This window comes from Sphingomonas sp. Leaf37 (assembly GCF_920939475.1).
Classification (GTDB): Bacteria; Pseudomonadota; Alphaproteobacteria; order Sphingomonadales; family Sphingomonadaceae; genus Sphingomonas.
Genome location: NZ_CAKLAX010000003.1, coordinates 214868 through 237297, shown reverse-complemented (window position 1 = coordinate 237297; position 22430 = coordinate 214868). Strand labels below are relative to the sequence as shown.

22 protein-coding genes are annotated in these 22430 nt (G+C 67.0%); 9 read left to right on the top strand and 13 right to left on the bottom strand.

What is annotated here, in order from left to right; translation table 11 throughout:
- Position 1: 1 nt before the first annotated feature.
- Entirely contained in the window at positions 2-1102 is a 1101-nt protein-coding gene (locus LRA87_RS10780) for an FAD binding domain-containing protein (protein WP_230631461.1), read from the top strand.
- A gap of 52 nt (positions 1103-1154) precedes the next feature.
- Here LRA87_RS10780 and LRA87_RS10775 read toward each other — a convergent pair whose 3' ends face one another.
- Positions 1155-1808: an FABP family protein gene (locus tag LRA87_RS10775; RefSeq protein ID WP_230631460.1), complete on the bottom strand. Its 654-nt coding sequence runs from the start codon at positions 1806-1808 to the stop codon at positions 1155-1157.
- Positions 1809-1984: 176 nt separating this feature from the next.
- On the opposite strand from LRA87_RS10775, the gene LRA87_RS10770 reads away from it, so the two are divergent.
- Positions 1985-2428 carry a hypothetical protein gene (locus tag LRA87_RS10770; protein ID WP_230631459.1) on the top strand — a complete coding sequence of 148 codons (444 nt, stop codon included), beginning with the start codon at positions 1985-1987 and terminating at the stop codon, positions 2426-2428.
- Between the two features lie 30 nt (positions 2429-2458).
- Here LRA87_RS10770 and LRA87_RS10765 read toward each other — a convergent pair whose 3' ends face one another.
- From LRA87_RS10765 to LRA87_RS10750, 4 genes are all read right to left on the bottom strand, one after another.
- The gene (locus LRA87_RS10765; protein ID WP_230631458.1) at positions 2459-2806 is read right to left on the bottom strand and encodes a response regulator transcription factor; all 348 of its coding nucleotides are present in this window, start codon (positions 2804-2806) and stop codon (positions 2459-2461) included.
- A 93-nt stretch (positions 2807-2899) separates the two neighbouring features.
- Entirely contained in the window at positions 2900-3535 is a 636-nt protein-coding gene (locus LRA87_RS10760; protein WP_230631457.1) for a response regulator transcription factor, read from the bottom strand.
- Positions 3532-5055 carry a sensor histidine kinase gene (locus LRA87_RS10755; protein WP_230631456.1) on the bottom strand — a complete coding sequence of 508 codons (1524 nt, stop codon included), beginning with the start codon at positions 5053-5055 and terminating at the stop codon, positions 3532-3534. The genes LRA87_RS10760 and LRA87_RS10755 overlap by 4 nt, the downstream gene beginning before the upstream one ends.
- A 79-nt stretch (positions 5056-5134) precedes the next feature.
- Positions 5135-5731, bottom strand: a complete 597-nt coding sequence (locus LRA87_RS10750; protein WP_230631455.1) for a sensor histidine kinase — start codon at positions 5729-5731, stop codon at positions 5135-5137.
- A 233-nt stretch (positions 5732-5964) separates the two neighbouring features.
- Here LRA87_RS10750 and LRA87_RS10745 point away from each other — a divergent pair, with 233 nt between their 5' ends.
- Positions 5965-7614: an FAD-dependent oxidoreductase gene (locus tag LRA87_RS10745; protein WP_230631454.1), complete on the top strand. Its 1650-nt coding sequence runs from the start codon at positions 5965-5967 to the stop codon at positions 7612-7614.
- A complete protein-coding gene (locus LRA87_RS10740) occupies positions 7611-7910 on the top strand; it encodes a UBP-type zinc finger domain-containing protein (RefSeq protein ID WP_230631453.1) in 300 nt (99 codons plus the stop codon). Before LRA87_RS10745 ends, LRA87_RS10740 begins: the two co-directional genes overlap by 4 nt.
- A gap of 169 nt (positions 7911-8079) precedes the next feature.
- Here the strand turns inward: LRA87_RS10740 and LRA87_RS10735 are convergent, their stop codons facing one another.
- Positions 8080-8916, bottom strand: a complete 837-nt coding sequence (locus tag LRA87_RS10735) for an alpha/beta fold hydrolase (protein WP_230631452.1) — start codon at positions 8914-8916, stop codon at positions 8080-8082.
- Between the two features lie 316 nt (positions 8917-9232).
- Here LRA87_RS10735 and LRA87_RS10730 point away from each other — a divergent pair, with 316 nt between their 5' ends.
- From LRA87_RS10730 to LRA87_RS10720, 3 genes are all read left to right on the top strand, one after another.
- Positions 9233-11503: a TonB-dependent receptor gene (locus LRA87_RS10730; protein WP_230631451.1), complete on the top strand. Its 2271-nt coding sequence runs from the start codon at positions 9233-9235 to the stop codon at positions 11501-11503.
- A 75-nt stretch (positions 11504-11578) separates the two neighbouring features.
- Positions 11579-13177, top strand: a complete 1599-nt coding sequence (locus LRA87_RS10725) for an AMP-binding protein (RefSeq protein ID WP_230631450.1) — start codon at positions 11579-11581, stop codon at positions 13175-13177.
- Between the two features lie 19 nt (positions 13178-13196).
- Positions 13197-13886, top strand: a complete 690-nt coding sequence (locus tag LRA87_RS10720) for a TetR/AcrR family transcriptional regulator (RefSeq protein WP_230631449.1) — start codon at positions 13197-13199, stop codon at positions 13884-13886.
- 174 nt (positions 13887-14060) lie between these two features.
- On the opposite strand, the gene LRA87_RS10715 is transcribed toward LRA87_RS10720, so the two are convergent.
- Together LRA87_RS10715 and LRA87_RS10710 are read right to left on the bottom strand one after the other, a co-directional pair.
- A complete protein-coding gene (locus LRA87_RS10715; protein ID WP_230631448.1) occupies positions 14061-15680 on the bottom strand; it encodes a carboxylesterase/lipase family protein in 1620 nt (539 codons plus the stop codon).
- Positions 15677-16990 (bottom strand): spinster family MFS transporter, encoded by a 1314-nt coding sequence (locus LRA87_RS10710; protein ID WP_230631447.1) that lies wholly within the window; start codon positions 16988-16990, stop codon positions 15677-15679. Before LRA87_RS10710 ends, LRA87_RS10715 begins: the two co-directional genes overlap by 4 nt.
- 136 nt (positions 16991-17126) lie before the next feature.
- Here LRA87_RS10710 and LRA87_RS10705 point away from each other — a divergent pair, with 136 nt between their 5' ends.
- On the top strand, positions 17127-18005 hold the full coding sequence (locus LRA87_RS10705) for an SDR family NAD(P)-dependent oxidoreductase (protein ID WP_230631446.1): 879 nt from the start codon (positions 17127-17129) through the stop codon (positions 18003-18005).
- A gap of 154 nt (positions 18006-18159) precedes the next feature.
- Complete coding sequence (locus tag LRA87_RS10700) at positions 18160-19743, top strand: Na+/H+ antiporter (protein WP_230631445.1); 1584 nt, start codon at positions 18160-18162, stop codon at positions 19741-19743.
- Between the two features lie 38 nt (positions 19744-19781).
- On the opposite strand, the gene LRA87_RS10695 is transcribed toward LRA87_RS10700, so the two are convergent.
- The 5 genes from LRA87_RS10695 to LRA87_RS10675 form a co-directional block, all read right to left on the bottom strand.
- Positions 19782-20036 (bottom strand): hypothetical protein, encoded by a 255-nt coding sequence (locus tag LRA87_RS10695; RefSeq protein WP_230631444.1) that lies wholly within the window; start codon positions 20034-20036, stop codon positions 19782-19784.
- 47 nt (positions 20037-20083) lie between these two features.
- A complete protein-coding gene (locus tag LRA87_RS10690; RefSeq protein ID WP_443024869.1) occupies positions 20084-20302 on the bottom strand; it encodes a DUF3253 domain-containing protein in 219 nt (72 codons plus the stop codon).
- 184 nt (positions 20303-20486) lie between these two features.
- Positions 20487-20759, bottom strand: a complete 273-nt coding sequence (locus LRA87_RS10685; RefSeq protein ID WP_230631442.1) for an immunity protein Tsi6 family protein — start codon at positions 20757-20759, stop codon at positions 20487-20489.
- Positions 20760-20763: 4 nt separating this feature from the next.
- Positions 20764-21969, bottom strand: coding sequence for a polymorphic toxin type 46 domain-containing protein (locus LRA87_RS10680; RefSeq protein ID WP_230631441.1), 1206 nt, complete (start codon positions 21967-21969; stop codon positions 20764-20766).
- Between the two features lie 12 nt (positions 21970-21981).
- Entirely contained in the window at positions 21982-22419 is a 438-nt protein-coding gene (locus LRA87_RS10675; protein ID WP_230631440.1) for a DcrB-related protein, read from the bottom strand.
- Positions 22420-22430 lie beyond the last annotated feature (11 nt).

Genomic DNA, 22430 nt, shown 5'->3' with positions numbered 1-22430 from the left:
CATGCGGATCGTCATCGCCGGCGGATCGATGGCCGGCCTGTTCGCCGCTGCGCTGCTGCGCAAGGCGGGCCACGACGTTCAGGTCCACGAACGATCGAGAGCCGGTCTCGAAGGGCGTGGTGCTGGTCTGGTCGCGCAACAGGAGGTGTTCGACCTGCTGCACAGGATCGGGCGGGACGAGGTTGCCCGGCTGGGCGTGGTCGCGCGAGAGCGCATCACACTCGCGCGCGACGGCTCGATCGCTTCGGCCGGCGGACCACCGCAGATGCAGATTTCATGGGATCACCTCTATGTCGCGACGCGGATGCAGATCCCGGACGAGGCCTATCATCTCGGGCGCGGCGCGATCGCTGCCGGCCAGGATGCGGACGGTGCGTGGCTGGAACTGGACGATGGCGAACGTATCCATGCCGATCTCGTCATCGGTGCCGATGGCATCGGTTCGGCGGTTCGGCGATCGATGCTGCCGGACGATGCCGGCCCGCGCTACACGGGCTATGTGGCGTGGCGGGCGCTCGTACCGGAAGCGCTGTTGCCCGTGTCGGCGGCAGATGTGCTGTCGGACCGCTTCGCCTTCTTCCACATGCCCGGCGGTCAGGCGCTCGGCTATACCGTCACCGGCGCGAACGGGGAGCTGACACCGGGGCAGCGGCGCTACAATGCCGTCTGGTATCGCACCACGCCCGATCTCGCGGCGACGCTGACCAACGTCGATGGCCGCGTCCATCCGTATTCACTGCCGCCCGGCACGGTGCGACCCGACGCCGCGCGAGAAATGGTGACGTCGGCGCGTTCGCTGTTGCCCTGGCCGTTCGCCGATGTGTTCGCGGCGGAGCCGCAGCCGTTCGTTCAGGCGATCTTCGACATGGAAACGCCGCGCATGGCGGCGGGGCGGCTCGCGCTGATCGGCGATGCGGCGTTCGTGGCACGTCCGCATACCGCGATGGGCGTGGCGAAGGCAGCGGGCGATGCGATGGCGCTCGCCCATGCGGTGAATCGGGGCTGGACGTCAGAGGCGCGCGGCGACTTCGAAGCGGAGCGGCTGGGAACGGGTCGTGCCATCGTCGATTACGGACGCCGCCTGGGCGCCTCACTCGGCTAGATGCGGCATGGTCCGCGCGCGCCAGCGCGGACCATGCTTCAGGTCGCGTCGATCAGCCGGCCCGACGTCTTGCGAGGATCGCGGCCCATGGGTTCGGGCGCGCATCGCCGACGCGATGCAGCGTGTTGCGATCCTGATGGGCGAACGGCGCGGTCCGTCCCTCGACCATGAGTTCGGTATCGGTGACGTAGCTCCACGTTCGGTCGGGGTTGAACGTGATGGCGATGCGGTAGCTGTCGGTCCGGAAGGACTGGTCGAGGAAATGGGTAGAGCAGATGCCATATTCGGTTCGGCCATGTGTTGCAGTCACAACGATCTCGTCCGCATCCGGCGTGGCTTGACCCGATGCGAGCGCGACCTGTCCTCGCGGGATCGCCAACGTCTGCATGACCAGTCCGGTCGCCGGCTCCCACAGCCAATACCCGACCTGTTCGTGGAACGTGATGTCCTCCTCTTCGGTCGTGATATGGAGGTGATAGCGCAGGCCGTAGAAAAGCTGGGGGCCGTTCGCCTGCGGATCGATCGCCTGAAAATCGATGTTCTCGATAAAGACACGGCGCTCCGGCCCGTCCGGCTTGGGCGCGAGATCGACGCCCCTGCGCGCGCGCCAGCGACCGGCAAGGCGGCGAAGCGGGCCCAGGTTCGCCAGCGTGTCGGGATCAACGTCCGTCGGCTCGGTGAAAATGTCGTGCGGCATCGGATTCATGGCGTATATCCTGCTGACGTGATGCAAGTTGCGCGCGCATCGATGGCGCACAGCGGACCGTAAGCCTGCAGCCCGGATCCGACAGCCATACGTAGGTTTGGACCCGCGACCGATGCGCCTCGCGTTCAGGTTCGCTCCGCTAGGGGCGGCGCGGAATTAACCAGGGACCGATACCCATGCGTCTATCGAACATCCTTCTCGCCATCGGCACGCTGGTCGGGGTCGCCATCGCCGTGGCCCCTGCCGCCGTGGCCAGCGTCGATCCGTCACCCAAACCCGGCGGGGTCTATCGGTTGAAGCCGGGGATCTACGTGCAGAAGGAAACCGCCTGCGCATCGGCGCCGAATGCGGCGATCCGACACTATGACGGTCGCGGCATCAGCACGCCCCACACCCGCGCCTGCCGTGCCCGCGTCCTGTCCCGCCACGGCAACCGTTACGAGGTCAGCCAGTCGTGCATCGACGCCGGCGCGGGTCCGGCACCGCGATTCGTCGAACGCCAGACCGTCAGCATCCGCGACGCGCTGACCTTTTCCATCAAGACGCGCGGTCCGGCTGCCGAATATCGTTACTGCCCGGCCTACATGCTCCCCGCGGGTATTCGCGCGCCGGCACGCTGAGCGTTCCGGCAAGACGCGCGCCGTTGCGGGTCAGTCGACCGCGTCCTCGATCGCTTCCAGCAACGTATCCGGGTCGATCGGTTTGGTCAGAAAGGCACGGGCGCCGCTCGCCAGCATCTGTTCCCGCGTCGTCCCCGTGGGGAATGCGGTCATCGCGATCAGCGGATGCGCGCACCCGCGACGATTCAGCTCGAGCTGCAACGCAGGGCCATCCATGCCTTCCATATGGACGTCGGTGACGATGCAGGCGAAAGCCTCCAGCTGCGGGCTGGCTAGCAGCGCGCCGCCGTCGGCGAACGGGATGCCGGTCAGTCCTGCCGACCGAAGCAGACTGACGATGCTGCCACGGACGCCGGGATCGTCGTCGACGATGGCCACAAGCTGGGAATGGGGCAAAGCATACTCCGAACCCGGGTCAAACGCGCCCGCAGCACCGTAGTTGGGCCGTGCGGCACCGCGATACCATCATACTCAGATATTAAAGCGGTGGATCGTCGCGTCGCGGACGCCGAGCTGCTCGGCCATGCGCACCAGATCGGCCAGTGATTGCGCTTCCATCTTGCGCATCATGTTGCCGCGATGGATCTTGATCGTGATTTCGCTCAGCGACAATCGTGCGGCGACCTGCTTGTTCATCAGGCCGGTCACGACAAGCGCCATCACGTCCTTTTCGCGCGGGGTAAGCCGCTCATGGCAGGCTTGCAGGCCGGCGATGCCTGCGGCCTCGGCCAGCCGCACGCGATCGGTATCCAGCGCGGTGGCCACCGCCGCCAGCAGCTGTTCGTCCTCGAAGGGTTTGGGCAGGACGTCGATCGCACCGGCGCGCATGCCCCGCACGGTCATCGGGATATCGCCATGGCCGGTGATCAGCACGACGGGAATGTGGATACCGTGCCCGGCAAGCCGCTCCTGTACGTCGAGGCCGTTTTCACCCGCCAGGCGGATGTCGAGGATCAGGCAGGCGGGCACGGTTGGCGGCGTAGCGGCCAGAAAGGCAGCCGGGCCGTCGTAGAGGCGGACGTCATAGCCGATCGAGCGCAGCAGGCTGCCGATCGACCCGCGGACGTCGGGATCGTCGTCGATGACGCAGATGCAGTCCGGCGTCATGCCGCGATCCTCTCGCTAAGGTCGGCGATCGGCAGTTTGAAGCTGAAGCATGCGCCGCCGTTCGCATTGCTCCTCGCGGTCAGACTGCCACCATGTTGTTCGACGATCGAGCGGCAGATCGACAGGCCCATGCCCATGCCGTCCTGCTTGGTGGTGAAGAAGGGGCGAAACAGGCTTTCCGGATCGGCGTCGCCGAGGCCGATACCACAGTCGCTGACGTCGACGACGACATGGCCGCCATCCCGGACGCCATCGATGCACAGCGTACGGCGATCCGCGGGCGTGTTCGCCATCGCCTGTTGCGCATTGATCAGCAGGTTCATCAGCACTTGCTGCAATTGCACGCGATCTCCGCTCACCTGCGGCAGATCGTCCGGAATTGTCATTCGTAATGTTATTCCGTTGGCACCCAGTTCGCGGTCGAGAATCGCGACGGTTTCGGTGACCAGGGATCCGATCGCGAGCGCATCCTGTTCGGGTTCGGCCTTGCGCGCGAGATCGCGGATGCGGGCGATCACGTCCGCCGCGCGTCGCCCGTTCGATGCGACGTGATCGAGGCAGTCGGCAACCTCGGCCGCATCCGGTGCCTCGCGGGCGAGCCACCGCCGCCCCGATTTGGCGTAGGTGATGATCGCCGACAGCGGCTGGTTCACCTCATGCGCGATCGATGCGGCAAGCTGCCCGAGCGTGGTGACGCGCGCCATGTGCGTCAGTTCCGCCTGCGATTCCGCCAGCCGGGCCTGCGCGCGGTTGCGCTGCGTCACGTCGAGCGCGGTGACCAGCACATGCTTCCATCCCTGATGGTCGGGCGGCAACGTCACCCGCAGGACGACGTCGATCACCTCGCCCGCCGTGGTGAGGAACTGCACCTCTTCTTCCACCGGCATGTCGCCCCGCGCCAACCGATCGAAGATGCGGACCTGCGCCGTCTGGGCCGAGGCGGTGTGGTGCGCGATGATGTTGCCGCCGATCAGGGCGGAACGATCCGCATAGCCGAACAGCCGGGCGACCTCCTGGTTCGCATCGCGGATATGGGTCCGTCCGGCAGCGCGCTGCACCAGATCGAGGTTCGGCGTCTCGCCCGCGTTGAGCATCGCATAGGCTGCCGACCAGTCGGATTCCCAGATCGGAAAGCCCGTCGCGTTGAAGATCATGCCATAGCGTTGATCGGCGCGCTGCCGCTCCGCCGCCACCGTGATCTGGCGCGCGCACAGCAGGGCGGTGGTCGCGATCGCGACGAGGCTGACGGCGAGGCGCATCGTCGGCGAACCGATGCCGTCGGCACCGTGGCTGATCCAATAGCCGACGATCGCCAGCGTTGCGCAGACCGATCCGGCCAGATGGACCGCCGATCGCCGCTGCTCGCGCGCCACCACCAGGACGACGATCGTGTAGAGCACGGCGACCGCGCCCTGCAGCGGGCTGAGCACGTCGAGCGCAAAGATGCCGAGGGCGAGCAGCGCGGCCATTCCGATCCGGCCGGCGGCGATCCACCGCCCCGCTTCCCTGTCACCGCGCATCGCCGCCTCCCGGAGCGATCGGAAGGATCGCCACCCCGCTACGAGGCTGGCCGATCGCACAAGGAACTGCAACTCCACTCTATTCCTCGTCCGGTCGAAACCGCACATCCATCAGGAATCGCGTTCCCGGGTCCGCGTCCTCCCACGCCACCGTCGCGCCAAGCTTCGCGGCCGTGGCATGGATCAGGCGGTTGCCGAGGCCGGTCCCCGCGCTGGGTGTGGCGGACGCACGCCCCCGATCCTCTACCGCGAACCGATAGCGGCCATCCGCACGACGATGCAGGGTCATCAGGATTCCGCCCGGCTCACCGGCGCGGTACGCGTGCTTGCAGGCGTTCGTCACCAGTTCGGTCGCGAGCACGCCGACCATGGTCGCGGCGGCACTGGTGACCGGAACGGTCTCGGCATCGACGGTCACCGGCCGCCCCGGACCGCAGCTGCGCGACAGTCGCTCGCCCAGTTCCTCGAGATAGTCGCCCAGATCGATCGCGCCATCGTCGCTTGTATGGAGATGGTGGTGGACGGCACCGATCGCGACGATGCGCTCGCGCGTCCGCTCAAGCGCCGCAATCGTCTCCCGCGAGGCACCCCGCGCCTCGACCGCGATCAGCGCCGCGACGAGCTGGAGCTGGTTGGCGATACGGTGGTTCGCCTCGTCCGCGGCGTCGGGTATCATCCTGCGCTGCGATACAATGCCCCGTGAGGGTGCCACATCCGTGATCATCATGCACATTTCAGCCAGCCCCAGCGGTGATCGGTGCGGTCATCTGGCGGATGGCAATCGGTGCGCGCCATCATACGCAGGTTTACGTATCGAGGTGGACCGACCAAACCTGCGTATGATGGCGCTGCGTCGATAAACGAAAGATGGTTCCTCCCTGAACGATGCGGCGACGGCCGACATGAAGGATGAAGAGCATGATCGACACGCGTGAGCACCAGCGCTTCCCCGTCCTGACGTCGGCGCAGGTCGAGACGGCGCGTCGGTTCGCCAGTGGGCCCGAGAAACACTTCGCGCCGGGCGAAACGGTCTATGCGATCGGAGATCATGGCGCGCCGGCCTGGCTGGTACTCGGCGGCACGATCGAAGTAGTCCGCCGCGATGGCCTGAGTCGCGAGGCGACGGTCACGGTCCACCATGCCGGCCAATTCTCGGGCGAGGTCAATCAACTGGCGGGGCGCCCGTCGATCGCTGCCGGCAGGGCCGGGCCGGACGGTTGCACAGCGCTGCCGCTCGACCCCGCGCACCTGCGCGCGCTGATGGTCGGATCGGCGGACGTCGGCGAGATCGTCATGCGGGCGCTGATCCTGCGCCGCGTCAGTCTGATCGAAGAGGGCGGTGCCGGCACGATCCTGATCGGTACGCCCGGCAGCCCCGACATGGTGCGGTTGCAGGACTTTCTGGGTCGCAGCGGCCTGCCCAATCTGGTGCTCGACGTCCGGTCGGACGAGGAGGGGAGGGCGCTGGTCGACCGAACCGGCGTGCTGCCGGAGGAGTTGCCGCTGGTGGTCTGCCCGACGGGATCGGTGCTGAAGCGGCCCGGCGTCGAAGAACTCGCCGCTTGCCTGGGCATCGTCCCCGATATCGACCCGGATCGCCTGTTCGACGTGGCGGTCGTCGGCGCCGGACCGGCCGGTCTGGCGACCGCCGTCTACGCGGCATCGGAAGGGCTATCGGTCATTGTCCTCGATTCCAGGGCGATGGGCGGGCAGGCCGGCGCATCGGCGCGGATCGAGAACTACCTCGGCTTTCCCACTGGCATCTCCGGTCAGGCGCTCGCCGGTCGTGCGTTCAATCAGGCGTTGAAGTTCGGTGCGGAGGTCGCGATCCCGGTGTCGGTCGAACGGCTGGACTGCGACGCGCCGGACCTGAGCCTGCTCTGTGCGGACGACCGTCGCGTGAAAGCGCGCGCCGTGGTCATCGCGTCAGGCGCGCGATACCGCCGGCCCGACGTGCCCAACCTCGCCGCGTTCGAAGGCGCGGGCATTTCCTACTGGGTGTCGGCGATCGAGGCGCGGCTGTGCGCCGGCGAGGAGGTGGTGCTGGTCGGCGGTGGCAATTCCGCCGGGCAGGCCGTCGTCTTCCTCGCGCCGCAGGTCCGCAAGCTCCACCTCGTCGTGCGTCGCGAACTCGCGGCCACCATGTCGCGCTATCTGATCGATCGCATCGCCGCGCTGCCGAACGTCGAGATGCACATCGGCAGCGAGGTCGCGGGCCTCGAAGGCGATCGTGAGACCGGCCTGACCGCCGCGACGTTCCGCGACCGCCGCGATGGCACGCTGACGCGACGCGAGGTGCGGCACATGTTCCTGTTCATCGGCGCGGATCCGAATGCCGGCTGGGCCCGGGAGTGTGTCGAGACGGACGCCAGAGGCTTCATCGTGACCGGCGGCAGCGCCCTGCCGCTCGAAACGAGCCGCCCCGGCGTGTTCGCGATCGGCGATGTCCGCGCCGGCTCGACCAAACGCGTGGCCGCCGCCGTCGGCGAAGGTGCCGCGGTCGTCGCCCAGATCCACAGTATGTTCGCCGCACAATCCAGCAAGGAGATGCCCCGATGACCTGCACCCACATGGCCACCATCCACGAAGTGACGCCGAGCGCCCGAGGCTGTGAGGAATGCCTGAAAATCGGCAGCGAATGGGTGCATCTGCGGTTATGTCGCGAATGCGGTCACGTCGGCTGCTGCGACCAGTCGCCGCATCGCCATGCCCGTGCCCATTTCCATGCGACCCGGCACCCGATCATCGAGGGCTACGACCCGCCCGAAGGCTGGGGATGGTGCTACGTCGATGACATCGAGGTCGACCTGCCGGACCAGACGTCGCAGATCGGGCCTATCCCGCGGTTCTACTGAAGCGTGACGACGATGCCCCGGTCCGCACCGTTCGTGCGGACCGGGACTGTCGATGTCCTGCCAACGCAATCACGAGTGGGTGTCGACGACAGCGCCTCAGGCTGCGGATCACGGCGCAACGACAAGGGGGGCGGAACCCGTCCGCCCCCCGACCAGGCTGATGCGACGATCAGCCGCGTACGAACGCCAGGAGATCCGGATTGATGACGTCCGCATGGGTGGTCAGCATGCCGTGCGGGAAGCCTTCATATACTTTCAGCGTCGCATGCGGCAGCAGCTTCGCCTGAAGCAGCGAGGCATCCTTGTAGGGGACGATCTGGTCGTCATCGCCCTGCAGGACCAGCGTTGGCACGGTGATCGCCTTCAGATCCTCGGTCTGGTCGGTTTCCGAAAACGCCTTGATGCCCTCGTAATGCGCATTCGCGCCACCCATCATGCCCTGACGCCACCAGTTGCGGACGACCCCGTCGGACACTGTCGCACCGTCGCGGTTGAAGCCGTAGAAGGGGCCGGACGCCACATCGAGGAAGAATTGGGCGCGATTGGCGGCCAACGCCTGCCGGAAGCCGTCGAACACGGCGATCGGCGTACCGTCCGGATTTGCCTCGCTCTTCACCATCAGCGGCGGCACGGCACTGACCAGTACCGCCTTGGCGACCCGGCCCTGCGGCTGGCCGAACTTCGCCACGTACCGGGCCACTTCGCCGCCGCCCGTGGAATGGCCGATGTGGACCGCGTTCCGGAGGTCGAGATACTCCGCCACGGCCGATGCGTCCGCGGCATAATGATCCATGTCATGGCCGGTGCCGACCTGCGCCGAGCGGCCATGACCGCGGCGATCGTGCGCGACGACGCGATAGCCGTTGGCGAGGAAGAACAGCATCTGTGCGTCCCAATCGTCGGACGACAGCGGCCAACCGTGATGGAAGACGACGGGTTGCGCGTCCTTCGGTCCCCAATCCTTGTAGAAGATTTCGACGCCATCTGCGGTCGTTACGTAAGCCATGCTGTCCTCCATCCGGGCGGACGGGAGATCGCCGTCCGACCCGTCACATGTCGTGCATCCACCGCGTCGCCGCTATCATACGGACGTTTGGGTGCCGTGCTGTCTCCGGCGATGCCCGACCTCCGCGATCTTGAGCCGGTGCAGATTGCCTAGGTCATAATTCTCTCCGTCGCGGCAGGTAACCCCGGCTACCGATACCGACGTGGTATCTAAGAAACCCTCACTAGCGATTGAATGAAAGTTGACAGCGGCGTCGAACCGATGCCAATCTGATGATCGACGCGCCACAGAGCGCGACATTCAGAGAGGATGATTGATGCGCACGTTCCTGCTGTCGGCGTCGGTGATCGCCATGATGACCACGGCCGCCCATGCCCAGGTCGGCCCCGCCGAAGCCCCCGCCACCGCCGCCCAGAAGGCACCGCAGTCGTCGCAGAACCCGGTCGACGCGACCGATCCCGCTGCCGTCCCGGGCGACGCCGATCGGGGTGCGGACATCGTCATCACCGCCGAACGCCGATCGACCAGCCTGCAGCGCACCGGCGTCGCGGCATCGGTGCTGACCGGCGAGGATTTGATCCGCAAGAGCGTCAACACCGTCGAACAGCTCCAGTTCTCGACGCCGTCGCTCACCGTCAACACCTCGGGCCAGGCGAACAGCTTCAACATCCGCGGCATCGGCAAGTCCGAGATCAGCAGCTCGGTCGGCGTCGGCGTCGTCACCTATCGCGACGGCGTGCCGGTCTTCCCCGGCTATTTCCAGAGCGAGCCCTATTACGACATCCAGTCGGTCGAGGTCCTGCGCGGGCCGCAGGGGACGTTCGCCGGCGGCAACGCGACCGGTGGTGCGGTGTTCATCACCGAGACCAACCCGACGCTGGACAAGGTGAAGGGCTTCGCCACCGCGCAATACGGCAATTACAACCAGGTGAAGGCGCAGGGTGCGATCAACCTGCCGCTCAGCGACACGCTCGCGATCCGCCTCGCCGGCAACCTCGAAAAGCGCGACACCTTCTTCACCGTCACGGGTCCGTGGACGGGCAACCCCGGCAACCTCAATTCGATCAGCGGCCGTGCCAGCCTGTTGTGGCAGCCCGACAGCCACCTGCGCCTGCTGATCAAGGGCGATTACAACAAGATCGACGTCGGCGGCTATCCGAACAGCCCGGCCTATTTCGGCAGCGCCGCCGCGCCGATCCTCAACACCAGCGATCCGTTCACCGTGTCCAGCAACACCTTCCTGTCGGGGCAGGACGAGTTCGGCCGGATTTCCGCCAACCTCAGCTACACCTTCGACAGCGGGCTGATGATCCGGTCGATCAGCGCCTTCCAGAAGGGCACGTTGCAGGAGACGATCGACGCCGACGGCACCGCCGCCGCCAGCAACACCTTTCAGGATTTCGCCAACGAGCATGTCTGGTCGCAGGAGGTGAACATCATCTCCCCCGACACCGGGCGGTTCACCTGGCTGATCGGCGGCTTCTACCAGTTCGACAAATACGAATTCCCGGTCGGCAACGGCTATGTCTCGCTCGCGGCGACCGGCGTCGTCCGCTCGCTGCGGATCGAGGGGACCAACCCGCATACCGCCACCGCCGCCTTCGGTCAGATCGGCTACAAGCTGACCGACGCATTGCAGGTGACGCTCGGCGGGCGCTGGTCGCGTACCACCTCGCGCAACGACGTCAATTACCCGATCGAGCTGTTCCTCGGCGCGCTGCCGACGTTCAAGACGGTGCTGGTCCAGCATGATTTCAACGCCGACAAGAACGTCGATGCCAAGCTGGCGTTGAACTGGACCGTCGACGCCAACAACTTCCTCTATGCCTTCGTCGCAACGGGGACCAAGGCCGGCGGCCTCAACGGCGCAAACTTGTTCGGCACCACGCCGCGCGGCTTCGTGCCGGAAAAGGTTACCGATTACGAACTGGGCTGGAAGGGGACGATGCTCGACGGCCACCTGCGCACGCAGGTCGGCGGCTATTACAACAGCTATCGCAAGTTCCAGGTGCTGATCGTCGATCCGGCGACGCCGAACTTCACGTCGATCTTCAACGTGCCGAACACCACCAAGCTGTATGGCTTCGAGGCATCGGCGCAAGGCTCGTTCGGACAGTTCCTGTTCGACTTTTCGACCTCGATCTCCAGGTCCGAGCTCGGCGAGTTCTTCGCCCGCGATCCGCGCAAGGGCACGACGGGCACCTGCGATCCCGTCACCGGCCCCGCGTCGGCATCGGGCTGCATCAACCTCGGCGGGCGTCGCCAGCCCTATGCGCCGACGTTCACGCTCAGCGCCGGTGCGCAATATGCCATCCCGCTCGCCGACGGCTTCACGCTGACCCCGCGCCTCGACTACGCGCATATTGGCTCGGTGTGGGGCACGCTGTTCCAGACGCCGCAGCTCGGCGACTTCCTCAAGGCGCGCAATATCGTGAACGCGCAGCTGACGCTCGACAACGGCACATGGTCGCTCGCCGGCTTCAGCACCAACCTGACCGACCAGCATTATATCGGCGCACTCAATGGCATCCGCCGTCTGGCGGCGGCACCGCGCCAATATGGCGTGCGCGTCAGCACGAAGTTCTGATGCCGGGCGGGCGCGGCCCTCACCGGTCGCGTCCGCCAGTCCGATGCTGCCCGGTCCCTCCTCGAAAGACCCGTCATGACCCCCGGATCGATGCAGCCCTATGCGCTGACGCTCGACAAGTTCATCGACCATGCCGCCAGATGGCATGGCGCGACCGAGGTCGTGACCGGCGGCGGCGGCGCTGATGGGGGCGGCAGCGAACGGATCGGATATGCCGCCTTGCGCGAACGGGCGAACCGCCTGTCGGGAGCCTTCGCCGCGCTGGGGCTGAAGGCCGGCGACAATCTCGCCACGCTGGCGTGGAACAGCCAGGCGCATATGGAATGCTGGTATGGCGCGATGGGAACGGGGATCGTCTGCCACACGCTCAACCCGCGCCTTGCGCCCGCGCATCTCGCCGCGATGATCCATCAGGCGGGCAATCGCGTGCTGGCGGTCAGTCCGGGCCTCGCGTCGCTGGTCGAGGATTTGCTGGAGCGCTGTCCGGGGATCGAGCATGTCATACTGTTCGACGAGCCCGGCGCGGCACAACCCGCGCCGGCATCGGAGCGCGTCCGCATCTGGCGGATGGAGGACCTGCTCGGCCAGCACGGCACATCTATGCCCTGGGGCGGGTTCGACGAGAACGCGCCCGCCGGCCTGTGCTTCACCTCCGGCACCACCGGCGCGCCCAAGGGCGTCACCTATACGCACCGGTCCAACTACCTGCACACCGCCCACCTGCTCGCCGCCGACGTCGTCGGCATCACCGCCCGCGATGCGGTGCTGGTCGCGGTGCCGATGTTCCACGCCAACGGCTGGGGCTTCGCCTTCGCCGGTCCCGCGGCGGGCGCGAAGCTGGTCCTGCCCGGCCGCAATCAGGACGGCGCCAGCCTCGCCCGGCTGATCAACGATGAGCGCGTGACCGTCGCGGCCGGTGTCGCCACCGTATGGCTCGGGCTGGTCGATCATCTGGAGCAGACCGGCGGCGAGGTGCCGTCGCTTGCACGTGTCCTGCTCGGTGGATCGTCGGTGCCGCAGGCGCTGATGGACCGGCTGGAGGCGCGATTGGGCGTAACCATCCAGACCAGTTGGGGCATGACCGAATTGTCGCCGGTCGGCACCGTGACCCCGGCCAACGCCAGCGTCCGCATCTCCGCCAAGTCGGGCAAGCCGCCGATGGGCGTCGACCTGCGCCTCACCGACGCCGCGGGCGTGCCGCTGCCCGACCAGCGCGCGGGCGAGGGGCGGTTGTGGGTGAAGGGCGCGAGCGCGGTCGAACGCTATTTCGGGCAGGACGAGCCTGCGACCGATGCGGAGGGCTGGTTCGACACCGGCGACCTCGCGCGGATCGATGCCGCCGGCAACCTGTCGATCACCGGCCGTTCGAAGGACCTGATCAAATCGGGCGGCGAATGGATCAACCCCGGCGAGATCGAGGCGATCGTCGGCGCGCTGCCGGAGGTCGCGCTGGTCGCCGTCGTCGGCCGCGCCCATCCGCGCTGGGGCGAACGCCCGGTGCTGGTCGTCGAGGAACGGCAGGGCGCGGGGCTGTCCGACGAGACGTTGCTCGACGCCCTCCGCGGCAGGATCGCCAGCTGGTGGCTGCCCGACGCGATCGTGCGCGTACCGACGATGCCGCTGGCGTTGACCGGCAAGATCGACAAGATGCGCTTGCGGGCCGAGCACGGCTGAGGCCATGGGTGGAATCGACATGACCGACGCAACCACCCGCCCCGAACGCCGCCCGACGAAAAAGGCCGACCAGCGCGCGGCGACGATGGAGCAGATATTCGACGCGGCGGAGGCGCTGTTCGCCCAGCGCGGCCTGTACGGCGTGACGCTGAAGGAGGTCGCGCAGCAGGTCGGCGTCCATCAATCGCTGCTGCATTATTATTTCAAGGACAAGAAGGAGCTGTTCGACGCGGTCATCGCCCGCCGTGCGCCGGTGACGATCGAACGCCGGCTGGCGACGCTGGACGCCTATGAACGCGAGGCGGCGGGTAAGCCGACGGTGGAGGGTGCGCTCCATGCCTATCTCGACGCGGACCTCGACCTGTACGGCAACGGCGATATCGGCTGGCGCAATTTCGGCATGCTCGGCGCGCAGATGAGCAACACCGCCGAATGGGGTGCGGACCTGATGGACACGCATTTCGATGCGGTCGTGCTGCGGCTGATCCAGATCCTCAAGCAGGCGCTGCCGGGGTGCGCGGAGGAGGACCTGTTCTGGGGCTATCACTTCGTCACCGGTGGCCTGATGCTGTCGCTGGGGCGGACCGGGCGGATCGACAAATTGTCGGGGGGGCTGTGCCGGTCGGAGGATTTCGCGGCGATCAAGGCGCGGATGGCGCGATTTATGGCGGCGGGCATCATCGCGACCTGCGAGGCGCGGGAGGGGTAAAGCCGATCCGGCACCCCGGCCGGACACCCTTTTCTCCCCTCCCTGGAAGGGAGGGGTCGGGGGTGGGTCGGTACATGGGACACCGATCCGATTCCTCGCTGGCCAACCCACCCCCAGCCCCTCCCTTCCAGGGAGGGGAGCAATGATCGAGATGTTACCGGGTGACGCGGCCCCTTACTCGCATCCCGCAACAGCCGGCGGCATCGCCGGTGCGGCGAGCCCGACGTTCCAGTTCCATCCGATCGTCCCCGTCGCCCGCCGCCGGCACATCACCCGCTCGTTGAGCGCGAACATGCCCGGCAACAGGTCGCGCTTCGCCGCCGGCATCGCCGCGAAATGCATGTAGCTGCGCTTCGCGTCATAGGCCGCCCACGGCGCCGCGGCCTTCGCGACCGGCCGCCCGTCGCGCACGAAGCTCGCCCAGTAATCCAGCATCGCATCAGACAACGCCTGCTCGCCCGCCGCCGCCGGGATCTTCGGCCAGCGCGGCGGCGTCGCGGTCAACGTACCGAACACATAGGGCAGTTCGCTGGCGTGGAAGGCGTGCAGGTCCGCCTGATCCATCGCCGGGTAACCGTGATCGAACATGTAGAGATAGGCCTGCTTGCCGAGCGCCGCCTGCTTGCGGACCAGCCGCTCCGCCGTCCATCCATACAGCGCGTCGCGGGTCGCGGCGAGGATGCTCTCCCCATAACCCGCCGCCGGATACTGGCGCAAAAACGCATCGGACAGATCGCCGTATTTAGCCCGGATCGCCGCCTCATACGCCGCAGCATCCGTAGGCGGCTTCGGCGCCAGCATGCGCAGCGACCGTATCTCGCCCTGGTTGAAGCCGGCGAGGACCGGCACCGGTGCCTGCTTCCCCCGATCGAACGCGTCGACCATCTGTTGCGGCAGCACCGCGCCATCGACCACACCGAACGGCGCGAACCCCAGCTTCGCCGCGGTGTCGGTCAGCGTCTGCGCATCCAGCGCCCGCAGGCTGGCGAGGTCCGGCGTCTTCAGCGCCCCGGTCAGCACCGCGCCTCCCGCCTCCAACGCCGGCATCCCGAACACCGGCTTCCTGAGTTCGGGCATCGAGATCATGTACGAACTCTGCGCGATCGCCTTGGCGAACAGCCCCCGCGCCGCCGGCGACGTCATCAGGTACAGCGCGCTCAACCCGCCCGCGGATTCGCCCGCGATCGTGACGTTGCGCGCATCGCCGCCGAACGCCGCAATGTTGGTGCGCACCCATTGCAGCGCCGCGATTTGATCGAGCAGCCCGTAATTGCCCGACACGCCCTGCGCCTCGCCGCTCAGCCACGGATGCGCCAGCCAGCCGAGCACGCCCAGCCGATAGTTGATCGACACGACGATGATGCCGCGCTCGGCGAGCTTGCGGCCATCGTACATCGGCTCGCGGCTCGATCCGGTGTTCAGCGCACCGCCGTGAATCCACACCATCACCGGCGCGTTCTTCGCATCGGCGGGAGCCCAGACGTTGAGCGTCAGGCAATCCTCGCTCACCGGCATCGGCATGCCCGAATACACCGTCGCATTGGGCGCCTGCGGCTGGACGCAGGCCGGGCCGAAGTCGGTCGCGGCGCGCGTGCCGGTCCAGCGCGGCTGCGGCACCGGCGCTTTCCAGCGCAACTCGCCGACCGGTGGCGTGGCATAGGGTATGCCCTTGAACACCCGCAGCGTTCCGTCGTTCGTGCCGCTCATGGTGCCGGCGGGGGCGGTGACGACCGGTCCTTGCGCGAACACCGGTGCGGCGCTCGCCAGCGCCAGCGCGGTCAGCATGATCTTCATATCCGGGACTCCTGACGGTGTAGCGTGCGCGCCAGCCACAGGAACAGGCCGATCGCGATGACGTAGAAAGGGGTGAGGGTGTAGAGCGCCAGTTGCAGCGGATTGGTCGCGCCGCCCGCCGCGAAATGGTCGCTGGCCGCGCCGACCCATGTCGGGCCGAGGCCCAGGCCGATGAAGTTCATCACCAGCAGCAGCAGCGCGCCGGCCAGCACGCGCTGGTTGGGTGCCGCCTCTTCCTGCACCAGCGTCACCGAGCATGACAGGTAGAAGTAGTTGAAGAACATCACGACCGTCAGCAGCGCGAGGGCCAGCGGCCACGTCGGCGCCCAGACGAACGCGATGTAGAAGGGCATCGATACCGCCAGCGATACGGCGGGTGCAATCGCGAACACCCGGCGCGATCCGCGGCTGAACCGGTCGATGATACGCCCGGACGCGATCATGCCGCCGCCCATGCCGATCACGATCGCCAGCGCATACCACAGCGCGATCTCGGGCAGGGTCATGCCCTTTTCGCGGATCAGGAACAGCACCGCGAAATTGCCGAGGCCATAGGTGACGAATTGGGTGGCACCGCTGCCGAATGCGGCGAGCGTCATGACGGGATTGGCGAAGAACGCGCGCAGCGTCGCCCAGAACGGTGCCTTGTCCAGACGCGTCGCGGCACCCGGATCGGCCGCCCCGCGCGCCGGCTCCGGCACCACGAACGGCAGCGCGACCGCCGCGACGATGCCGACCAGCCCGATCGCAACGAACGCATCGCGCCAGTCGAACAGCGTCGCGATCGTCGCGCCCAGCGCGATGCCCAGCGCCGCACCGATCGGCGGCCCCAGATTGTAGATGCCGAACGCGACGCCGCGCCGCCCCGGCGCGAACGTGTCGGTGATCAGCGCATAGGACGGCGGCACGCCGCCCGCCTCGCCGAACCCGACCACCATGCGCGCGACCACCAGTTGCGGATAAGTGCGCGCCATGCCGCAGGCGATCGTCGCTGCGCTCCAGATCGCGCAGGCGAGCGTCAGCACGCCGACCCGGCTGGTCCGGTCCGCCAGCCAGCTGACCGGAATCGCGATGAAGCAATAGAACATCGCGAAATACAGCCCGCCGATCAGCCCCAACTGGCCATCGGTGATATGCAGCGAATCCTGGATCGGCTTGGCGAGAATGCCGAGCAGCTGCCGGTCGAGGAAATTGAGGACGTAGACGAAGGTCAGCATCGCCAGCACGATGCCGGGATGTCGCGACGGTCTTCGCATAGGATACGCGTCGACAAGCGGATCGGGTGCCGCCACGCTGCTCAGGACCGTCATCACCTCTCCCACTGTATCGTGGCTTATGCGCGGAGGATGCTGCACCTCACCGGGTGTGTCAATGCACACTCACGTATGAATGAATATTGTGCTCGACGTTCGGTTCCGTATGATGGAAGCCAACGAAAGCAGGAGAGTGACATTGGCGTTGGAAGGCAGGACCGCGATCATCACCGGGGCAGGCGGCGGCCTCGGGCGGGCGCACGCGCTGTATTTGGCGGGCCGCGGCGTGCGGGTGGCCGTGAACGATGTGTCGGCGGACGCCGCCGAGCGGGTCGCTCATGAGATCGCGGCGCACGGCGGCACCGCGACCGCCGTCGCCGGATCGGTGACCGACGAGGCGGCGGTCGGTGCGATGGTCGAAGCCGTACTCGCCGCCTGGGGCCGCGTCGATATCCTCGTCAACAACGCCGGCATCCTGCGCGACAAGAGCTTCGCCAAGATGACGATCGCCGACTTCCGTACCGTCGTCGACGTTCACCTGATCGGCGCGGCGATCTGCACCAAGGCGGTGTGGGAGGCGATGCGCGCGCAACGCTTCGGCCGGATCGTCATGACGACCTCCTCGTCCGGCCTGTACGGCAACTTCGGCCAGGCCAATTACGGCGCGGCCAAGATGGCGCTGGTCGGCCTGATGCAAACGCTGGCCATCGAGGGCGAGAAATACGACATCCGCGTCAATTGCCTCGCGCCCACTGCCGCGACGCAGATGACCGAGGGTGTGCTTGATGCGGAGAGCCTGACGATGCTGGCGCCGGATCGCGTCTCACCCGCCCTGCTGGCGCTGGTCGCGGACGATGCGCCGACGCGGATGGTCGTGTGCGCCGGTGCGGGCCATGTGGCCACGGCCAACGTGACGCTGACCCACGGTCGCTACGTCGGTCATGCTGCCGATGCCGGTGAGCAGGTCGTCTCGCGGTGGTCCGAGATCGTCGATCGTTCGGGCGAGATCGTTCCGGGCTATGGCTTCGTCCAGGCCGAACGAGAGGTTGCGGCAGCACGTGCGGATGCCTGAACGGCGGTAGGAACGGTCTTTTTCGGATATGACCGGGCATCCGGCGTCGGGAGCAGGAACGTGCGCCGGGCCGTCCGGTTTGCTCGGCCCTTCCGTTGACGATGTCGGTGACGGATTGCACAGCACGTCGGACGAGCGGGAAAAGGGCGGCTTCGTGCATCCAGCAGCAAATTTCGAGCTGATCATCGGTATGTTCCTGGTGGTGCTGGGGCTCCATTATCTGGCCCGTCGCCTGTCGCTGCCGCCCGCAGCCGCGCTGATCGTCGGCGGGTGCGCGGTGGCCTTCGTACCGGGCGTGCAGGGTATCGCGATCGATCCGGAACTGGTCCTTGTTCTTTTTCTTCCGCCTCTGTTGATGGACGGTGCGTGGTTCACCGCCATCGCGCCGTTCCGCCGGCACATGGCCGGCATTCTGTCGCTGGCGGTCGGCGCGGTCTTCTTCACCACGGCGGTCGTGGCGATCGTGACCAGGCTGCTGATGCCCCAATTGCCCTGGGCTGCCTGCGTCGCGCTGGGTGCAATCCTGTCGCCGCCCGACGCCGTATCGGCGCGCGCCGTGTTGCAGCGGGTCAGGCTGCCGCGTCGGCTGACCACGCTGCTCGAAGGTGAAAGCCTGTTGAACGACGCCGCCGGGCTGGTCCTGTTCCGCTTTGCGGTGGCGGCAGTGCTGACCGGCAGCTTTCATCTGGGTGCGGCGACGGGAACCTTCTTCCTGCTGGTGGCAGGCGGTATCGCAGTGGGCGCGGCCATCGGCGGGTTGTGGGTGGTCCTGCTTCGTCGGCTCGGCGACGACACGCTGATGATCGCGGCGACCGTGCTGGTCTGCTGGAGCGCCTATATCGCGGGCGAGCTGCTGCACGTTTCCGGCGTCATCGCGGTCGTCACGGCGGGCCTGACCTGCGGCTGGTATCAGCACGTCGTCTTCAACGCGCGCGTACGCATCCGCGCGCTGGCGTTCTGGCAGGTGTTGGTGTTCCTGCTCGAAGCCGCCGTCTTCCTGCTGATCGGCCTGTCGTTACGCGGCCTGCTGGACCGGGTCGGCGGGCTCGGCATGGTGGTGGACACGATGGCGCAGCCCGTACTGCTCATCGTCATCGCGGTCGTCGTCGCGCGATTCCTCTGGATCTTCGGCGTCGATGCCGGTGTCGCCGCGGTTCGTCGCATCGGATGGACGCGACAGCAACCGCTTGGACCGCGGGCGGCGGTGGTGATGAGCTGGGCCGGGATGCGCGGCGTCGTGACGCTGGCGGTCGCGCTCTCGCTGCCCGAGCCGATGCCGGCGCGAGACCTGATGCTCGTCACCGCCTTCGTCGTGATCCTCGTCACCGTGCTGGTGCAGGGCACCTCGCTCGGCTGGGTCATCCGCTGGCTGAAGCCGCCCGAAGATGACAGCACGCGACCGCAGCTCGACCTTCACGCCGCCGAGACGATGCTGTTCCGCGCGCAGCTCGCCGTCGTGGAGCGAGAGGCGGTGGCGGCCGATGGCACCGTCATCCACCCGCAGCTGTTGCGACGTTACCGGACCCGCGCAACGGCAGCGGATGCGTTCGAGGGCACCGCGGAGGAGCGCCACGCGGCGATAGCCAGCCATTTCAACGTCATCATCGACGCGGTCGCCGCCGGCCGTGCCGAGCTCGTCCGCCTGCATCGCACCGGCTGTATCGATGACGAGACGCTGCACGACCTCGAACACGACCTCGACTTGGAGGAACTCGCAGCCGCGGCAGCCAAGGGATAGCGGACGGCTGTTTCAACCTGTCCGTGGGGTGAAAGAGGTCAATGTTCGGTGAGCCCGACGACTTCGAAATCGAAGCGCTTCCACCCGTGGCGTTTCGCCGCCTGTGCCGTCAGTGCCTCCTTGCCGACAGCATCCTTCACGGACGTGGCATGGCCCCAGAATACTTCGGTTTTACCGTCGTGAAGATGCGCGACGATGCGCCAATAATGCGTGAACGGCGCCGCGGTGGGGCCGATCGTCTTCACATAGCCATCGGCCATCGTCGCGGTCAGGTAGCGCTTCTTCCTCGCCATCGCCATGCGATAGCGCAGTGGCGGGGGCCGTGGGAGAGGGCCTGGCGTCAATCCTCGTGGCGACGGCCGATCCGGTAGGGTCCCGATCGTGTCGCCAGCGATCGTCCTTTCCAGCTCAGCCGCACCAGCCCTTCGCCAACCAGCGCGTCGATCGCGGCGTGGACTGCGGGCATCGCGCCGCGCCAGTCCGGCGCGATCACGCGCGCCACCTCGCTCGGGCAGATCGTCGCACCCGATGCGCGGCGCGCGAGCAAAGACAGCGTCACGGCCCTCGGATCGTCCATTCGCCCTGCGTCGACCTCGCTGCTCATCCGGTCAACCCGCGGAAGGCGATGGCTGCCCTGTTCCACCGGTCTGCGTGACGGGGTTCGATCGATCGTGTCGGGATCACGAACGAGCGACTGTCTGATGTCCCGAAGACAGCTGTCGCATCACCTTGTCAGGACGACGCTATGCGTGCCGGGATGCCTTCAGCCGTATATCCTCGAGGGCGTTATAAATGATATCGCAATATTCCGGATCTACCGCTTCCAGCTCGCGCGCGCACATGACGCCGATGTTTATGCTGTCGTAAAATGGCATGTCGAAATATTTGTGATCATCCCAGAACGAGTTGATCCTGTTCAGCTCCTTTTGGGCGTACAAGAACAAATGGCTGTCGGGAAAACTTTGCAGACGATTGTCTGTAATCTGAACCGCGGCGTCGAACGAGCTATCCATCATGGCCTCAATGAAAGGAACCTGGGTCCGGAACGAAGTATTGCGTGCCGCCGCCCGGAGTGACTGCGGTGGCATAGGGACTGGACCAGTTGTCGTCGATATTCGCGGCGTGCGACTGCAGGGCGCGAACGGGACCAGGGTTGGTATAGGTCGTCTGCACCTTCGATACGGCACCGACGGCGGGATCATGCCCTACCGGTGATATACCCAATCGTCCGGGCGTTTCGCTGACGGGAGCGAAATAATTGCCCTTGGGGCCATTGGGAACCTGCCATTGTCCCATGGTCGAATTCGCGGGGATGGAGCCGACACGAACGGGTTTCGAGAAGTCGATGCCTTTGAGATGCGAGTCGATCCGTGCCTGGGGCCAGTTTTGCTCGGCGTAGAACGACTGTGCCGTCGCCCGGCGCGATGCCACGACCGCCGCCTGATATCGGGCGGACGCTGCCTGACCGCCACGCACCCCCGCCGCGCCGCCCACCATGCCGCCGAGGAACCCGCCCGCCGTTTCCAGCGCGCGCGTGCCCGCTTCGGATAGCCCCAGCGCCTCGCCGAGCGCACGGCCGCCGGCGCCACCGCCCAGCGCACCGGCGAAGCCGAGCAGCCCGCCGCCGATCGTCGCCGCCACCCCGACGGTGGCGATCGCGAAGGGCAGGGCGGCGATCGCGCCGGCGACGCCCAGCACCTGCAACGCCGTCACGGCCCAGCCGGGCACTTCCGGCTGAATGGAGACGCGCGGGTCCTGCGCGCTCGGTCCGCCGATGAAGACGTTGGGCGACACCGTCGGCACCGATTTCGCGCTGCATCCCAGCGTCTCGTCCCGGCGACCGGCATATCCGGAATTGATGATGACCGATGCCGATCCGGTGGCAAGGGGGATCGGGCCGCTGTCCTTGCTGCACGAGGCGAACGATCCCGCGGTGAAGGTCGCGGGCTTCGAATTGACGAAGACGTTGGGCGATCCGGTTACGAATGTGCCGCACGCCGGCCCCATCGACGCCTCGCCGATGTACATGCCGCCGAGCCCGCCCGCCGATACCGCGCCCGCCGCGGCACCGGCGGCGGCGACCAACGCCAGCCCGCCCGTCGCAACGGTCGCGGCGACCAGCACCGCACCGACCGCCACGCCCGCAAGCACGCCGAGCAGCATGCCGGTCCCGGCGTTGCTGTGCGCGATGGCGTCTCCGACGCGCGCGGCGGGCAGATCGGTCACGCCGGGCTGCCGCTACGAAACCCGGCCGATCGTCAGACCTGCCAGTCCCTGCTGGAACACGCCTTCCTGATCCGCGAAATCATCCAGCGCAGCGGTAGCGGTGAAGGTGACGACGACGCCATGACCTGCCGAGATGAAAAACACGCGCTGCCGCAACGTCCCCGCGCCGGACGTCCAGTTGAACAGGATCTGGAACGCGTCATGGCCATGCACCTGCCCCGGTCCCTCCTCCTCACGGTGAAAGTGGGGCAGGGTGGCGCGGAACCCGTCGATCTGCCGGTTGCAATATTCGCGGAACGTCTCGCTGGCGCCCAGCGCATCGCGGGCGACGACCATGTTGGGGGCGATCGTCTTCGCCGGGTCGGCGGGCGCGGCATAGACGATCATCGTCTTGTCGACCCAGCCGGACGGGCGCAGCGCGGTTACGGCGATATCGGTGTGGCTGGCCACGGTTCGTCCTG

Coding starts and splice junctions, on each gene's coding strand:
- LRA87_RS10780 (WP_230631461.1), top strand. CDS start 2: ATGCGGATCGTCATCGCCGGCGGATCGATGGCCGGCCTGTTCGCCGCT.
- LRA87_RS10775 (WP_230631460.1), bottom strand. CDS start 1,808: ATGAATCCGATGCCGCACGACATTTTCACCGAGCCGACGGACGTTGAT.
- LRA87_RS10770 (WP_230631459.1), top strand. CDS start 1,985: ATGCGTCTATCGAACATCCTTCTCGCCATCGGCACGCTGGTCGGGGTC.
- LRA87_RS10760 (WP_230631457.1), bottom strand. CDS start 3,535: ATGACGCCGGACTGCATCTGCGTCATCGACGACGATCCCGACGTCCGC.
- LRA87_RS10755 (WP_230631456.1), bottom strand. CDS start 5,055: ATGCGCGGTGACAGGGAAGCGGGGCGGTGGATCGCCGCCGGCCGGATC.
- LRA87_RS10750 (WP_230631455.1), bottom strand. CDS start 5,731: ATGATACCCGACGCCGCGGACGAGGCGAACCACCGTATCGCCAACCAG.
- LRA87_RS10745 (WP_230631454.1), top strand. CDS start 5,965: ATGAAGAGCATGATCGACACGCGTGAGCACCAGCGCTTCCCCGTCCTG.
- LRA87_RS10740 (WP_230631453.1), top strand. CDS start 7,611: ATGACCTGCACCCACATGGCCACCATCCACGAAGTGACGCCGAGCGCC.
- LRA87_RS10735 (WP_230631452.1), bottom strand. CDS start 8,916: ATGGCTTACGTAACGACCGCAGATGGCGTCGAAATCTTCTACAAGGAT.
- LRA87_RS10730 (WP_230631451.1), top strand. CDS start 9,233: ATGCGCACGTTCCTGCTGTCGGCGTCGGTGATCGCCATGATGACCACG.
- LRA87_RS10725 (WP_230631450.1), top strand. CDS start 11,579: ATGACCCCCGGATCGATGCAGCCCTATGCGCTGACGCTCGACAAGTTC.
- LRA87_RS10720 (WP_230631449.1), top strand. CDS start 13,197: ATGACCGACGCAACCACCCGCCCCGAACGCCGCCCGACGAAAAAGGCC.
- LRA87_RS10715 (WP_230631448.1), bottom strand. CDS start 15,680: ATGAAGATCATGCTGACCGCGCTGGCGCTGGCGAGCGCCGCACCGGTG.
- LRA87_RS10710 (WP_230631447.1), bottom strand. CDS start 16,990: ATGACGGTCCTGAGCAGCGTGGCGGCACCCGATCCGCTTGTCGACGCG.
- LRA87_RS10695 (WP_230631444.1), bottom strand. CDS start 20,036: ATGGCGAGGAAGAAGCGCTACCTGACCGCGACGATGGCCGATGGCTAT.
- LRA87_RS10685 (WP_230631442.1), bottom strand. CDS start 20,759: ATGATGGATAGCTCGTTCGACGCCGCGGTTCAGATTACAGACAATCGT.